Genomic DNA, 14,567 nt, shown 5'->3' with positions numbered 1-14,567 from the left:
TACGTTAACATATAGGTAACCTGTAAATCAATGTATAAACCAAAATATAGAAATAAAGAATTCGAAGGGTGAAGAATGAGAAATGGTTATATTAGGAGCAGTTGTAAATGGGATTTGTATTATATTTGGTACTTTACTTGGTAAATTATTTAGTGCGATTCCAGAAAGTATGAAGGGAACAATTATGCATGCAATTGGTTTAGCGGTTACTGTACTTGGACTTCAAATGGCATTAAAAAGTGAAAATTTTCTTGTTGTCATACTAAGTTTAGGTATTGGTACGGTAATCGGAGAATGGCTACAATTAGAAGAAAGGTTAAAACTGTTAGGGGATTGGCTAGAAAATAAAGTTGGATCGAAAGGGAAAGGGAGCATATCAGAAGGCTTTGTAACAGCCACGCTTATTTTTGCAATCGGAGCGATGGGGATACTTGGTGCATTGGACAGTGGGATTCGCGGAAATCATGATATTTTATTTACAAAGGCGATTATCGATGGATTCATTTCTATTATATTAACGACAACTCTAGGAATTGGCGTAGTATTTTCAGCGATTCCAGTGATTTTATATGAGGGAGGTATTGCAGTTTTTGCAACACAAATTAATAGTTTTGTTCCAAAAGAATTAATGAATCAATTTATAGTGGAAATGACGGCTACTGGCGGTATTATGATATTCGCAATCGGATTAAACTTACTTGGATTTATTAAAATTAAAGTGGCAAATTTACTTCCAGGCATATTAATGGTTGGAGTAATTGTTTCTATTATATACGGTTATGGTTTGATAATAAGTCATTAGGGGAAGGGATATAGATGATGGAATTCCAATTTACAAAACGTGCATATAAAATATTGGAGATTGCAGCAGAAGAGGCTGAGTGTAGTAAAGGTATTATCCATCCAGTTCATCTATTTATAGGAGCTTGTAAGGAAGGTACTGGAGTTTGCGCGGAGTTACATATGTATTTATTTCACACGGTGGGTATGGATTTTTTAGCAAAGATATCGTTACTCCAACAATATTATGCAAATGAAATAGAATACATAAATGTTGGGGAGTTTAAAGTTTCAAATAAGACGATAGAAGTTTTAAAAGTAGCGAAGAAACGGATGGAACGTTTTCAGCAAATAGTAATAAATGAAGGGCATGTTTTATATGCAATTTTTCAAGGGGATACAGTTATTGATAAGGTTATAAGTGAAAAGATGAAAAAAGATCTATTGCAAATTACATCTGAACCAAGAGACTTGACGGTTGCATTAACAATATTTGATCCTATTTGTAATAGTTTAAGCTGTAATATTAGAAAAGCGATCTCTTCTGATTTTGAAAAGTTGGCACGTTTTGTTAAGGATGAATTTGGTGAGCGTTGGTTAAAATCTTTAGATTATGGATTTCGGACATATAAAGAAGAGTTACCTATTTTTATTGCTGAACAAGGAGGAGAAATCATTGGTTTCGCTTGTTACGATGTTGTGAGAGGAAAGAAAGGGTTGTTTGGCCCGATGGGTACAGCGAAACATAATCGTGTGAACGGTGTTGGGAAGACGTTATTGAATCATTGTTTATATAACATGAAGAAAAGCGGATATGAGTATGCAATTATAGGACAAGCAGGTCCGATTGAGTTTTACGAGCGATGCTGTAATGCACGTTTAATACCCATAGGAGATAATTAACTCTATCCCTTTGCAAAGAATGCAAAGGGATAGAGTTTTATTATGTATAAAGCAAATTACTAAACTTTTTCTAGAAAACGGTGTAGAATGGGTATCGAATGAAAGAAGGTGTAAAAATGGCCAGCTGGAAACGAAATTTAATGATTTGTTGGCTAGGTTGTTTTACCACTGCAGCCGGTATGAGTTTAGTAATTCCTTTTTTATCTTTTTATATTGAGGAATTAGGGGTGACCGGCACTTCTAGTATTGCACAGTGGTCGGGACTTGCATTTGGTGTGACATTTTTAATGGGTGCGATCGTATCACCAATATGGGGCAAGCTTGGTGATATACATGGTCGGAAATTGATGCTTATACGTGCGAGCCTTGGTATGGCGATAATTATGACGCTTATGGGGTTTGTGACAGATGTGTATCAATTAGTCGCACTTCGGTTTTTAATGGGATCGGTATCAGGTTTCCTTTCTACAGCGATGACACTTATTGCTGCAGAAACTCCGCAAGAACATTCAGGTTGGGCAATTTCTACAATCTCAACTGGAGGCGTGAGCGGTTCATTACTTGGGCCGATACTCGGAGGTTATTTGTCAGAGTTAATCGGAATGCGCCATGTTTTTCTAGTTACAGGAGCTTTCTTATTCCTGTCCTTTCTTATCGTCTTTTTCTTCTTACATGAGGAGAAACATTCTGCTAAAGAAAAAAAGGCACAGCCGAAAAAAGTATGGACGATGGTCCCTGCAAAACATTTAATAATAAGTTTATTTGTAGCAACGTTTATTATTCAGCTTGCAAATATGTCGATTCAACCTATTATTACGTTGTACGTAAAGCATTTGGCAGGACCAGGAACAGATCATATTGAAATGCTTGCAGGTGCAGTCATGTCTGCGACAGGATTAGCAGTTATTTTAGCAGCTCCTAAGCTAGGAAGATTATCAGATCATATTGGACCTCAAAAAACGTTAGTTGTAGCGTTGTTTGCTGCAGGAATTATTTTTATTCCGCAAGCATTTGTAACCTCAGCTTGGCAACTATTAATTCTTCGCTTTTTATTAGGTATTGCACAAGCAGGACTATTACCTTCCGTACAAACTCTACTAAAACAACATACGCCAACCCATGTAACGGGACGAATATTTGGATATAATCAATCGTTTCAGTTTTTAGGAAATATGATTGGGCCAGTACTTGGTGGACAAATTGCAGCTCATGCAGGCTTCCAATATGTTTTCTTCTCTACATCATCACTATTATTTATTGCGTGCATTTGGGTTTATTTTCATAGTAAGAACGAAGAGGTATCAGAGAAACGACATTTGGAAGTTAGTTAACTATGTGAATGAAAAACAGAAAAAGGATGAAGCAATATTGCTTCATCCTTTTTCATTAAAATTGAAGGCAAAGATAACTTAATGTACCAAGCTCGTAGCCACGGTGAATGACCGTACCGTCGTTCTCACCACTACCCATCGCGATAAATAGAGGAACAAAATGTTCCGCTCTTGGTACAGCTAATTGTGCATGAGGAGCATTTCTTTCCCAGTTAAACAATGCATCTTTATCGCTAGTATGCATATGATTTATAATCCAATCATCAAATTCAATCGCCCATTGTTCCGGAGTTGTTTCATTCCATTTTAATGCTCGTAAATTATGAACAGTAACTCCGCTGCCGATTACTAAAATATCTTCTTGTCCAAGTCCTTTTAGTGCTTCTCCAATTTCAAATTGTTCTTTTGCAGGAAGGAATGGATTTACTGATATTTGTACGACAGGAATATTGGCTTCTGGGTACATACGATGCAGGAGTGTCCATGAGCCATGATCTAAACCTCTCGGCATATTATGATGGACTGGAATGCCTTTGTTTTTAAATTTTGTTTCTAGCATAGACGCAATGCTAGAAGAGCCTTTCGCATGATATTTGATTTCGTATAACTCAGGAGGAAAACCTCCAAAGTCATAAATTGTTTCATATACTTCATCTGAAGAGGAGATCGTTAATACTTCACTTTCCCAGTGAGCGGTAAAAATAACAATAGCTTTCGGTTTATATGTTGCTCCAAGTGTCTTTAAAAAGCGTGTATAGTCTGTATCTTGAATAGCAAGCATAGGTGATCCATGTGCTAAAAATAGTGAGGGCATCATGATTAAAACCTCCTAAAAATATATTAATTACTTTATGTAAGTAACTATATAATTTTATTTTAAATTCGTCAAGATAATAGTTTAATATGTAATCGGAAAAATAGATCATTTGTCATAATGAAAGCAATTGCATATAATACATAATAAGAATAATGAATGTTTATTCATTATAAAAAAAGATATACATAATAGATTTGGAGGCTGTCGGAATGAGCATACAGGAAAATTTCGTTACGGCATTGGATAAATCGGAAATTTACTTGCGTAAATGGTTACCAGAAGGAAATCCGCGGGGAATTGTTCAAATTGCACATGGTATGACAGAACATGCAGGTGTTTATACAGAATTTATTGATGCCTTATTAGAAGCAGGATATGGTGTTTATGCTCATGATCATAAGGGGCATGGAAAAACAGTAAAAAGAGAAGAAGACTATGGTCATTTTGAACCAAATGTAGGTTGGAATCAGGCTGTGTCTGATGTTATCTTTGTTTCGGAAATGATAAAAGAAGAGCAGACATGCCCGTTATTTTTACTTGGACATAGTATGGGTTCTTTTTTATCAAGACGTGCTGTACAATTTAAAGGTGAATTATATGATGGATTCCTTATTTCAGGAACTGGTGGAAATCCAGGGCTTTTAGGAAGTATCGGTCATAAAGTAGCGACAATTGAGATGAAACTTCGCGGAAAGAAAACGAAAAGTCCGATGCTGAACTTCTTATCTTTCGGAAACTTCAACTCACACTTTAAGCCAAATCGTACGAAATTTGATTGGTTATCTTCAGATATTCATCAAGTTGATAAGTATATTGCGGATCCGTTATGTGGATTCATTTGCACGACTAGTTTTTACCGAGAATTGTTTCATGGAGTTCTAGAAGTAAATAAAATAGAAGAATACAAGAAGACACCAAAAAATCTTCCAATACATATATTCTCTGGTGATCGTGATCCTGTTGGGGATATGGGGAAAGGTGTAAAAGAAGTATACGAAAACTATAAAAAATGTGGTGTGAAAGATGTAACACTTCGTTTATATGAAAATGGTAGACATGAAATGTTCCATGAAGTGAATAGAGAAGATGTATTTCAAGATTTGATTTCATGGTTAGATGAGCATATTGTATAAGAAGAAACCTCACTTCATGCTGAAGTGAGGTTTTTTGAAAAATTGGAGGATTGATTATGAGTGAATTTGTAAATAAAGAATATGTAGAAATAGATTTTCAAGATATCTGGATAAAAGACGAGGAATTGAAAAATTGTACCTTCATAAAATGCCGTTTTAGAGGGATAGATGCATCAGAAGTTTTTACTAAAAATTGTAATTTCATAGAATGTGATTTTACTGGTACTCTTTTTAATGCTTCTATCCATCAAGGAACTACGTTTGCTAATTGTAGGTTTTTTGGTGCGAATTTATTTGTATCTAAGTTTGAAGAATGTAAAATGACTGGTTCGGATTTCGAAGAGGCGAATTTAGACGGAATAACAATTATATCAGGCGATTGGTCATATACGAATTTAAGGTTTGCGAACTTAAGTAAACAAATGTTAAAGGGTATTCGTTTAATTGAAGCTGACCTATATGAATGTAATTTAGAAAAAGCAGATTTGCGTGAAGCGGATTTAACGGGCGCACAATTAGGTAAGGTGAAACTTAGTGGGGCGGATTTAAGAGGAGCTGTAGTTGATAGAGTTGATTTTAAAGCTTTTGATTTAAAAAACGTGAAATTAGATATAGCGCAGGCGGTTGTAGTTGCGAGATGTTATGGAGCAAAGGTGAATTAAATCATTTGTAACACCGTTCAATATATTGAACGGTGTTACAAATAGTAATGATTTTTAAAAATTGCCTTTTACCGCTTTTATAATATGATGTGTGAAATTGCTAATGTCAGGAGATGCTGAATATGGATAGCATAAAGATTAAACAACTATATGAAGCATTAAGAAAATCTTGGTCAATAGAAACGAGTTCTAAGTGGACGAGCGAAAGCCCAGCAAAGGGACAATGTGGTGTAACGGCCCTTATTGTCCAAGAATTGTGCGGGGGAGAGATAATAAAGACGAAGATAGGTGAAGTATGGCATTTCTACAATAAAGTAGATGGGAAAAGGTATGATTTTACTAGGACCCAATTTCATGAAACATTAAACTATATGGACATGAAGTCGAGCCGTGAAGAAGCATTTGCAGATACAAATGAAAAACAATATAGCATTTTGAAGGAAAAGACAACGAAAGAATTAAAATTATCTTTTGACTCTTAATCTTCAATAAGTTACTATAATGGTGGTAACTAATTAAAGGGAACTTCATAGAGTTGAAAGGGGAAATACTTTTGAAAACAACTTATGTAAACGCTACAATTGCAACGATGAATGAACAAAATGAAGTGATAGAAAATGGATATATCATTGTAGAAAATGATCAAATTATAGATATAAATAGCGGAGAATTCGCTAACGATTTTGAAGTAGATGAAGTAATTGACATGAAAGGAAAGTGGGTTTTACCAGGGCTTGTCAATACACATACACATGTTGTTATGAGCCTTTTGAGAGGTATCGGAGATGATATGTTATTGCAGCCATGGCTTGAGACGAGAATTTGGCCACTTGAAAGTCAGTTTACGCCAGAGCTTGCGGTCGCTAGCACGGAATTAGGATTACTTGAAATGGTGAAAAGTGGTACAACATCATTCTCTGATATGTTTAATCCTATTGGAGTAGACCAAGATGCAATTATGGAAACGGTATCAAGGAGTGGAATGCGTGCTGCTGTTTCAAGAACTTTATTTAGCTTCGGAACGAAAGACGATGAAAAGAAAGCAATTGAAGAAGCTGAGAAATATGTGAAGCGTTACTATAACGAAAGTGGTATGTTAACTACGATGGTTGCACCACATAGTCCATATACATGTTCCACAGAACTGTTAGAAGAGTGTGCTCGTATTGCAGTAGAAAATCAAACGATGGTTCATATTCATCTTTCTGAAACAGAGCGTGAAGTACGTGATATTGAAGCACAGTATGGGAAGCGTCCAGTAGAATATGCAGCAAGTTGCGGATTGTTTAAACGCCCAACAGTTATTGCACACGGTGTAGTATTAAATGAAAATGAGCGTGCATTTTTAGCAGAACATGATGTTCGAGTAGCTCATAACCCAAATAGTAATTTAAAACTAGGTTCTGGTATAGCGAATGTAAAAGCGATGCTAGAAGCAGGAATAAAAGTAGGAATTGCAACAGATAGTGTGGCGTCTAACAACAATTTAGATATGTTTGAAGAAATGCGCATTGCAACATTATTACAAAAAGGTATTCATCAAGATGCAACAGCGTTACCAGTTGAAACAGCTCTTACACTTGCGACTAAAGGAGCTGCTGAAGTAATCGGGATGAAACAAACGGGCTCACTTGAGGTTGGAAAGTGTGCTGATTTTATTACGATTGACCCATCTAATAAGCCGCATTTACAACCGGCAGATGAAGTGTTATCACATCTTGTGTATGCAGCTAGTGGAAAAGATATAAGCGATGTAATTATTAATGGTAAACGTGTCGTTTGGAATGGTGAATGTAAAACATTAGATGAAGAGCGTATTATATTTGAAGCAAGTCGTTATAAACGAGGTTTACAAAGATAGGTAATTATATATCAGTTGAGAAAGCTATCCTTTTTTAAAAGGATAGCTTTTTTCTTGAACGAATAAATATTCAAAAGAATGTCGCATCTTTCTGTTAGTATTTCTGCTATAATATATAACGCTTTATAATATTTTATACTTAAGGAGAACAACTCATGAAGCGAAAAAAGAGCCATTTAATAGTAATGGCACTTGTTACAACTTTATTATTAGCAGCTTGTAATAATAAAGCGAATAAAAGTGACACAGAGGCAAAAAAACAAGTATTAAATGTAACGGTATCAGAAGAAATTCCTTCTCTTGATACTACAAAAACGATGGATGGTACATCAGCGCACGTTATGCAAAACATATTTGAAGGGTTATATGTATTAGATGATCAAGATCAGCCTATTCCAGCAGTAGCAAAATCGTTTGAAAGAAGTGAAGATGGTAAAAAATATACATTTGATTTGCGTAAAGATGCAAAATGGTCAAATGGAGACAGTGTAACAGCCAATGATTTTATGTTTGCGTGGAGACGGGCGGTAAGTCATGAAACAGCGTCTCAATATGCGTATATGCTCTTTTACGTGAAAAATGCGAAAGAGATAAATAAGGGAACAATGCCTCTTGATGAACTTGGGGTTAAAGTTATAAATGATTATAAGTTAGAAGTGGAACTAGAACAGCCAATTCCGTATTTTTTACAGTTGTTAGCGTTACCTATATACTTACCACAGCACGAATCATTTTTAAAAGAACAAGGAGAGAATTATGCATTGGAACCTAGTAATCTCATATATAACGGTCCATTTGTATTAGAGAAGTGGAAGCATGAACAAGAATTTCAATTAAAGAAAAATGATATATATTGGGATAAAAAGAAAGTGAAATTAGAAGAAATAAACTTTCAAATTGTGAAGGATACAGTGACAGCAGTAAATTTATATGAAGCTGGCGATTTGGATCGAGTACCAATTAATTCTCAATTTGTAGACAAGTATAAAGGGAATAAGCAATTGCATATGTCGAGCGATCCTGGAATTGCTATGCTACGTTTTAATGAAAAAAATAATGCGTTAGCAAATAAGAAAGTACGTCAATCTATTTCATTAGCGTTAAATAAGAAGGATTTTGTTGCTCACTTTATTAATAACGGGGCAAAACCTGCAAGTGGACTTGTACCAGTTGGTCATGTAAATGAAGAGACTGGTAAAGATTTTAGAAAAGAAAATGGAGATCTTTCTCCATATGATTTGCAAAATGCGAAAAAGATTTGGGAAGAAGCGAAAAAAGAAGTTGGAGTAGAACAAATAAAACTCGAGTTTTTAACGTTTGAACAAGATAACGCAAAACGTATGGCGGAATATATAAAAGGTGACTTAGAGAAGAATTTGCATGGATTAACGATACAAATTAAACAACAGCCATTTAAGCAAAAATTACAATTAGAACAAACAGGTGATTACGATATATCTATGGTAAATTGGGGACCAGATTATAAAGATCCAATTAGTTATTTAGAGCTATTTACGACAAGTAATCCAAATAATAAAATGAATTATTCTAATCCTCATTACGATGAGCTAATAAAAAAAGCTAAAAATGATCTTATACTAGATCAAAAGAAAAGATGGAAAGCGTTGCGAGAAGCTGAGCAGGTCATATTAGAGGACGCTGCGGTAGCACCGCTTTATCATATTGGTTCCGCTTATGTACAAAAGGATTATGTAAAAGGAATTGAAAAGCATCAATTTGGTGGCGTTTATACTTATAAGAATGCTTATATCGATAATAAGTAAAACTATTAATCAAAAAAGAAACCTTACTTTTAAAAGTGAGGTTTCTTTTTTGGGAATTATATCTATTAAACGGATTTTAATAAAGAATAAAAATTCGTATCATATGGGATATCATCTTGATACATATAGTTTTTTAGAATCCCTTCTTTTTCAAATCCTAATTTTAATAGCACTTTATTTGAAGCTTCGTTTTCAAGAAATACAATTGCCCCGATACGTTTTAAATGAAGCGTATGGAAGCCATAAGATATAATTTCAGAAACTGCCTCAGTAGCATATCCATTTCCCCAGTGTTCAGGCAAAAAGGCATAACTTATATTTGCTCGTTTATGTTCGGAAGACCAATCATGAAAACCAATTGTTCCGATGAGCCCTTTCTTGTCTTTTAATTCGATTCCCCATTTAATGCCGCTTCTTGCGTTGTACCCCAATTTAAAATTAGTAAGGATTTGTTTTACTTGATCCAAATTTTGCAATGGTTTTTGGCCATAATGGCGCAGGACATCGGTATTAGAAAAGCACTGTAATATACTCGGTGCATCTTCGTCGGTAAGTTCTCGTAAAATGAGTCGGTTGGTTTTTAATATAGGAAACATGCTTTCACTCCATTTCTTCTGAAACTAGAATGTGTTGTTATTATATAATCTAATCTGAAAATAAAGATTATTCAAGGGGTAAGGATGATTTTGAATCTATGGCTGTTAATCATATTTATTTACGACTAGATGAATCGGGGGTATTTTTGTTTCTTACACAAGTCGGTAACTCAGGAAGTTCAAGTGAACCACATTTACATATCCATCATCAAAGGCAGGATCCATCCAAGGTGAGTATGTTTTTCACGGAAGGCTTACCACTTTATTTTCGAACTGAAAAAGGTGCGATAATGCCGGAAAGAGGGACATACATAAGTGGTAAGTAGAAGGAAATCATTTCATACAAAAAGGGTATTCCAAATCAAATTTGGAATACCCTTTTTTATTAACCTACAAATGTTTGATACAGTAAGAAAATATTTAAAACGATAATAAGTGCAGCGATTAACCACGCGATAAATGTTGTAATGCGATGGTTGACGAGTGCACCCATAATCTTCTTATTACTTGTAAACATAATAAGTGGTACTAATGCAAAGGCAATACCGAAAGATAAGACAACTTGACTCATAACGAGAGCGTAAGTTGGATTTACACCTAAAGCGATAATAACGAGAGGCGGAATCATTGTTATAAATCGGCGTAAGTATAACGGAATATGCATTCGAATGAATCCTTGCATAATAATATCACCAGACATCGTACCAACAGAAGAACTAGATAAACCTGCTGATAAAAGTCCAATCCCAAATAATGCAGCCGATACAGGACCGACTAAATTACTGAACTGGTTAAAAGCAACATCAAGGTCTTCAACGTGCAAGCCGTTTTTAAAGAATAGTGCAGCTGCTACAATTAACATACTTGCATTAATTGCTCCAGCGATAACCATTGCAATAATAATATCGATGAATTCGAAGCGGAAAATCTTTTTCTTTTGTTCATCATTTGTTCCGACTACACGGCGCTGCGTTAAGGCCGAATGTAAATATATCGCGTGCGGCATTACTGTCGCACCTAAAATTCCAGCTGCTAAAAGGATGCTATCTACACCTTGGAATTTTGGAGTGAAAAGTCCTGAGAGTAGAGGGCTTAATTCCGGTTTTGCGTAAAAGACTTGGATACCAAAAGCGATAACAACGATAAAAATCATACCTGTTATGATAGCTTCTAATGGACGAAAGCCTCTGCGTTGAAATTCAAGAATAATAAATGATCCAACTGCTGTAATTAAAGCAGCTGGTAACATCGGAATTCCAAATAGTAAGTATAAGCCAAGTGCTGCCCCAATAAATTCAGCTAAATCTGTAGCCATAATAACGAGTTCCCCTTGTATCCATAAACCGATGGAAACTGGTTTGGGGAAGTTTTCGCGAGCTACTTCAGGAAGATTTCTCCCAGTAGCGATTCCTAATTTAGCTGATAAAGTTTGAATTAATACAGCCATTAAATTAGAAGCGAGTATTACCCAAAGCAATAAATACCCATATTGTGATCCAGCTGCGATATTTGTAGCGAAGTTCCCAGGATCAATATAAGCAACTGATGCGATAAAAGCAGGTCCTAAGAATGGTAACAGTCTTTTAAAGCCTTTTGTTTGTCCACTTAACGCTAAATGGGCTGATTGAACTGTTGTACTTTGAGAAGGGACTTGTTCATTTTTTGTTATATCTTTATTCATAGTAGTATTCCCCTTTGAAATCTTAACTTGATTAAAGTTTCACTTTATTTTTACTCATTATTTCAATACATTTAGATATATGATGTGGCAATTTCATTTGAACATAAAAGTTTCCTTAATGCAAATTATATGACTGTGTGCAATGAATGGTGTGACGATGCAAAAATATTTTGGGAGTTTATGGTTGTTGAATAAGGGAGAAGATAATAAATTATAGGGTTGTTTTTGAAATTTATGTGAACATACAGCCTATATTACAGCATATTAATTGATGGAAATGAAATTGTATGATATATAATATATTGGGATTACAACCTAACCGTAGTGTTTTGTTCTGTAATCTTGTTTTTATTTTTGTTAACTTATAGAAAAAATTGTAAATAGAAGAAAATAGGCTAAGTACAATTTAGTATGTATTTTCTTATTATATATGTTTTGATATGAACGTTAACTTATACATGATTTTAAAATTTAGATAGGTGGTAGAAATACATTGGCAACTACAAAACCATATAGAGTATTACTGTATTACATGTACACAACAATTGAAAACCCAGAAGAATTTGCTGAACAGCATTTAGAATTTTGTAAATCACTTGAGTTAAAAGGAAGAATTCTTGTAGCGACAGAAGGAATTAACGGAACTTGTTCTGGAACTGTTGAGCAAACAGAAAAATACGTGGAAGCGATGAATAATGATCCACGTTTTGCTGGAATCGTATTTAAAATTGATGAGGCAGATGAACATGCATTCAAGAAAATGCACGTACGTCCTCGTTCAGAGTTAGTTACACTTCGTCTAGAAGACGACATTAACCCGAAAGAAATTACTGGGAAGTATTTAGAACCAAAAGATTTTTATGAGGCAATGAAACAAGAAGATACAGTTATCATTGATGCACGAAATGATTATGAATTTGATTTAGGACACTTCAAAGGTGCGATTAAACCAGATATTGAATCATTCCGTGAATTACCAGATTGGATTAGAGAAAATAAAGAAACACTTGAGGGTAAAAAGATTTTAACGTACTGTACAGGTGGAATTCGTTGTGAGAAATTCTCAGGTTGGTTAGTTCGTGAAGGTTATGAAGATGTAAGCCAGCTTCATGGCGGAATTGTAACGTACGGAAAAGATCCAGAAGTACAAGGTGAACTTTGGGATGGTCAATGTTACGTATTTGATGAGCGTATCGCTGTACCAGTAAACCAAAAAGAACATGTTATCGTTGGTAAAGATCACTTTACAGGTGAACCTTGTGAGCGCTATGTAAACTGTGCAAACCCTGAATGTAACAAGAAAATTTTATGTTCTGAAGAAAGTGAAGCAAAACATTTACGTGCATGTTCTCATGAATGTCGTGTACACCCACGTAATCGTTATATCGTGCAACACGAATTAACAGAAGAGCAAGTAGCTGCTACATTAGAAAAAATCGAAGCAGGTAAGTAAGCATAATAGAAAACAGATGGTAGCATCGTGCTGCCATCTGTTTTTTAGTTACTTTGTACTATCCTTCTCTTTCACAGCAGAAAGTACAGTTTGTTTTACCCATGCTTTTCTTCGTTTATGTTGTACACTCCATTGGTATAAACTTTGTATACCTAAAATAAGTGAAATGACTATGCCACTAATCGCTATTAATAGAGCAAAAAATTCAAAAGGCGATGATATTTTGTTTGAATCGGTGTTTCTTAAAAGATCAATCATAGTAAACCCTAACATTTGGCCTACAACAGAGTAGAGCGTTAAAATTAATAATAAGAGGCTATCTTTTTTTGAAGCAACATTTTCTTGATATTTAAATAAACTATCGAGATTTTGTTTCGCGTTCGTGTACAGTACTTCAATGTTAAAAAGTTTTCTTAGACGAAAGAAAATATCTTCACTTTGTGATTGGGATACTAATTCTAAAGAAAAATAATTAGCTGTAAACGAATTTATTGAATAAATTAATTTCTCTATTTCATTTGTATCTTGTTCAATATTTAACTCGGCATAAGCGTTTGCCATCTTTAATAAAACAACTTTATGAAATAAATTTAATAATAAAGCGTAATAAAACTCCCCGTACATTTGACTAGCAAGTTTAGTGACTGCTTGTTCACCTTCATTTGTAATACATGTGAAAATATGTTCTTCCATAATAAAGTAACGGTTAGGAGCCCATCTTTGATAAGAATGTTTTGTTAAATAATCGTGAATATAAGGAACATTATTTGCACTAATATATGGCTTACCATCATCTGATAATCCGGAAAGACTGGAAGCTCGATATACATCGATTATATGAAGGTCTGACTCTTTGTTTATGGATAATAGAGTTTGTACATACATTCGCTGGTCTTCAAAGAAAGGGAATGTTTGAAAGTAAGAACTCCGCAATCTCTTGTTCTCAAAGAAGTCTGTTAAACCATGAAATAAATCACCGAATATAAGTTTTTCTACTTGTGAATATTTTTTTCCATCACATTCAATACAAATAGTCTCAGTCGTATCACTATTAGTTTCAAGTACACGGAAGCGAGCCGCGAATTCAATCGCTTCTGATAATGTCATGTTAGGAGCGGTTTTTATTTCTGTCCGAATTGTTAAGAACCCAAGCTCATAAGGACAAAGTGTTACATCAATAGAATGTATCTTGAATGGAACGGAAATAAGGTTAGTTGTTAAATGTCCATTTAAATTAAGGTCTTTAGAATAGCGCTGTAATCCTTTTTGATGTTCTGAATGAGGAAAGAGAATTTTATTTGTAAAGGAAAGATAGTATGCTTCCATATTTTGATGTGAAACTTGAAATTTCCCGTAATATGTATTTTCATCTTCAAGATGATCGAGTCGAAAAGGTCGAAAATCATTTTTTTGTAAGAAAGGGAACATATTTTGTTCATATCCAGTTTTAAACGAAAACGGGAATATAAATTGAAATATAGCTGTTGTTACATCTTTTTCCTCGATTGTTTGTATTGCCTCCATTTACATTGTTTCCTTTCCGTATAAGCTATAGAAACAACATGC

Annotated in this window: 13 protein-coding genes and 1 pseudogene; 10 read left to right on the top strand and 4 right to left on the bottom strand. The window is 34.6% G+C overall.

Translation table 11 applies throughout. The features are described 5' to 3' along the window. The first annotated feature begins 82 nt into the window (after positions 1 to 82). From SB773_RS00660 to SB773_RS00650, 3 genes are all read left to right on the top strand, one after another. Positions 83 to 802 carry a DUF554 domain-containing protein gene (locus SB773_RS00660; protein WP_410588137.1) on the top strand — a complete coding sequence of 240 codons (720 nt, stop codon included), beginning with the start codon at positions 83 to 85 and terminating at the stop codon, positions 800 to 802. A 14-nt stretch (positions 803 to 816) separates the two neighbouring features. Continuing rightward, entirely contained in the window at positions 817 to 1,683 is an 867-nt protein-coding gene (locus tag SB773_RS00655; RefSeq protein WP_002126793.1) for a GNAT family N-acetyltransferase, read from the top strand. Positions 1,684 to 1,799: 116 nt separating this feature from the next. Continuing rightward, positions 1,800 to 3,014, top strand: coding sequence for a multidrug efflux MFS transporter (locus tag SB773_RS00650; protein WP_002086285.1), 1,215 nt, complete (start codon positions 1,800 to 1,802; stop codon positions 3,012 to 3,014). 55 nt (positions 3,015 to 3,069) lie between these two features. Here SB773_RS00650 and SB773_RS00645 read toward each other — a convergent pair whose 3' ends face one another. After that, complete coding sequence (locus tag SB773_RS00645) at positions 3,070 to 3,831, bottom strand: DODA-type extradiol aromatic ring-opening family dioxygenase (RefSeq protein ID WP_410588135.1); 762 nt, start codon at positions 3,829 to 3,831, stop codon at positions 3,070 to 3,072. Positions 3,832 to 4,040: 209 nt separating this feature from the next. On the opposite strand from SB773_RS00645, the gene SB773_RS00640 reads away from it, so the two are divergent. The 5 genes from SB773_RS00640 (at position 4,041) to SB773_RS00620 (ending at position 9,271) form a co-directional block, all read left to right on the top strand. After that, on the top strand, positions 4,041 to 4,964 hold the full coding sequence (locus SB773_RS00640; RefSeq protein WP_098636097.1) for an alpha/beta fold hydrolase: 924 nt from the start codon (positions 4,041 to 4,043) through the stop codon (positions 4,962 to 4,964). 56 nt (positions 4,965 to 5,020) lie between these two features. Beyond that, positions 5,021 to 5,626 (top strand): pentapeptide repeat-containing protein, encoded by a 606-nt coding sequence (locus tag SB773_RS00635; RefSeq protein ID WP_003188583.1) that lies wholly within the window; start codon positions 5,021 to 5,023, stop codon positions 5,624 to 5,626. Positions 5,627 to 5,748: 122 nt separating this feature from the next. After that, on the top strand, positions 5,749 to 6,108 hold the full coding sequence (locus SB773_RS00630) for a YunG family protein (RefSeq protein ID WP_002086281.1): 360 nt from the start codon (positions 5,749 to 5,751) through the stop codon (positions 6,106 to 6,108). Positions 6,109 to 6,161: 53 nt separating this feature from the next. Next, complete coding sequence (locus SB773_RS00625) at positions 6,162 to 7,487, top strand: bifunctional S-methyl-5'-thioadenosine deaminase/S-adenosylhomocysteine deaminase (RefSeq protein WP_002086280.1); 1,326 nt, start codon at positions 6,162 to 6,164, stop codon at positions 7,485 to 7,487. Positions 7,488 to 7,642: 155 nt separating this feature from the next. Next, positions 7,643 to 9,271 carry a peptide ABC transporter substrate-binding protein gene (locus SB773_RS00620; protein ID WP_016126770.1) on the top strand — a complete coding sequence of 543 codons (1,629 nt, stop codon included), beginning with the start codon at positions 7,643 to 7,645 and terminating at the stop codon, positions 9,269 to 9,271. 65 nt (positions 9,272 to 9,336) lie between these two features. Here SB773_RS00620 and SB773_RS00615 read toward each other — a convergent pair whose 3' ends face one another. Then, positions 9,337 to 9,867 (bottom strand): GNAT family N-acetyltransferase, encoded by a 531-nt coding sequence (locus SB773_RS00615; protein ID WP_002126807.1) that lies wholly within the window; start codon positions 9,865 to 9,867, stop codon positions 9,337 to 9,339. Between the two features lie 53 nt (positions 9,868 to 9,920). Between SB773_RS00615 and SB773_RS00610 the strand changes: the two are divergent. Further along, a pseudogene (locus SB773_RS00610) lies at positions 9,921 to 10,193 on the top strand (M23 family peptidase); the annotation flags it as partial. Between the two features lie 59 nt (positions 10,194 to 10,252). Here SB773_RS00610 and SB773_RS00605 read toward each other — a convergent pair. Then, the gene (locus SB773_RS00605) at positions 10,253 to 11,548 is read right to left on the bottom strand and encodes an Nramp family divalent metal transporter (protein ID WP_016103141.1); all 1,296 of its coding nucleotides are present in this window, start codon (positions 11,546 to 11,548) and stop codon (positions 10,253 to 10,255) included. Positions 11,549 to 12,041: 493 nt separating this feature from the next. Here SB773_RS00605 and trhO point away from each other — a divergent pair, with 493 nt between their 5' ends. After that, the gene (gene trhO, locus SB773_RS00600) at positions 12,042 to 13,001 is read left to right on the top strand and encodes an oxygen-dependent tRNA uridine(34) hydroxylase TrhO (protein ID WP_002086277.1); all 960 of its coding nucleotides are present in this window, start codon (positions 12,042 to 12,044) and stop codon (positions 12,999 to 13,001) included. A gap of 48 nt (positions 13,002 to 13,049) precedes the next feature. On the opposite strand, the gene SB773_RS00595 is transcribed toward trhO, so the two are convergent. Then, entirely contained in the window at positions 13,050 to 14,525 is a 1,476-nt protein-coding gene (locus SB773_RS00595; protein ID WP_002126812.1) for a hypothetical protein, read from the bottom strand. Between the last annotated feature and the right edge of the window lie 42 nt (positions 14,526 to 14,567).

It is taken from the genome of Bacillus sp. SIMBA_074 (assembly GCF_046534555.1).
GTDB classification, from domain to species: domain Bacteria; phylum Bacillota; class Bacilli; order Bacillales; family Bacillaceae_G; genus Bacillus_A; species Bacillus_A mycoides.
Note: the sequence above shows the minus strand (reverse complement) of the source record. Positions and strands in the feature narration are given on the sequence as shown.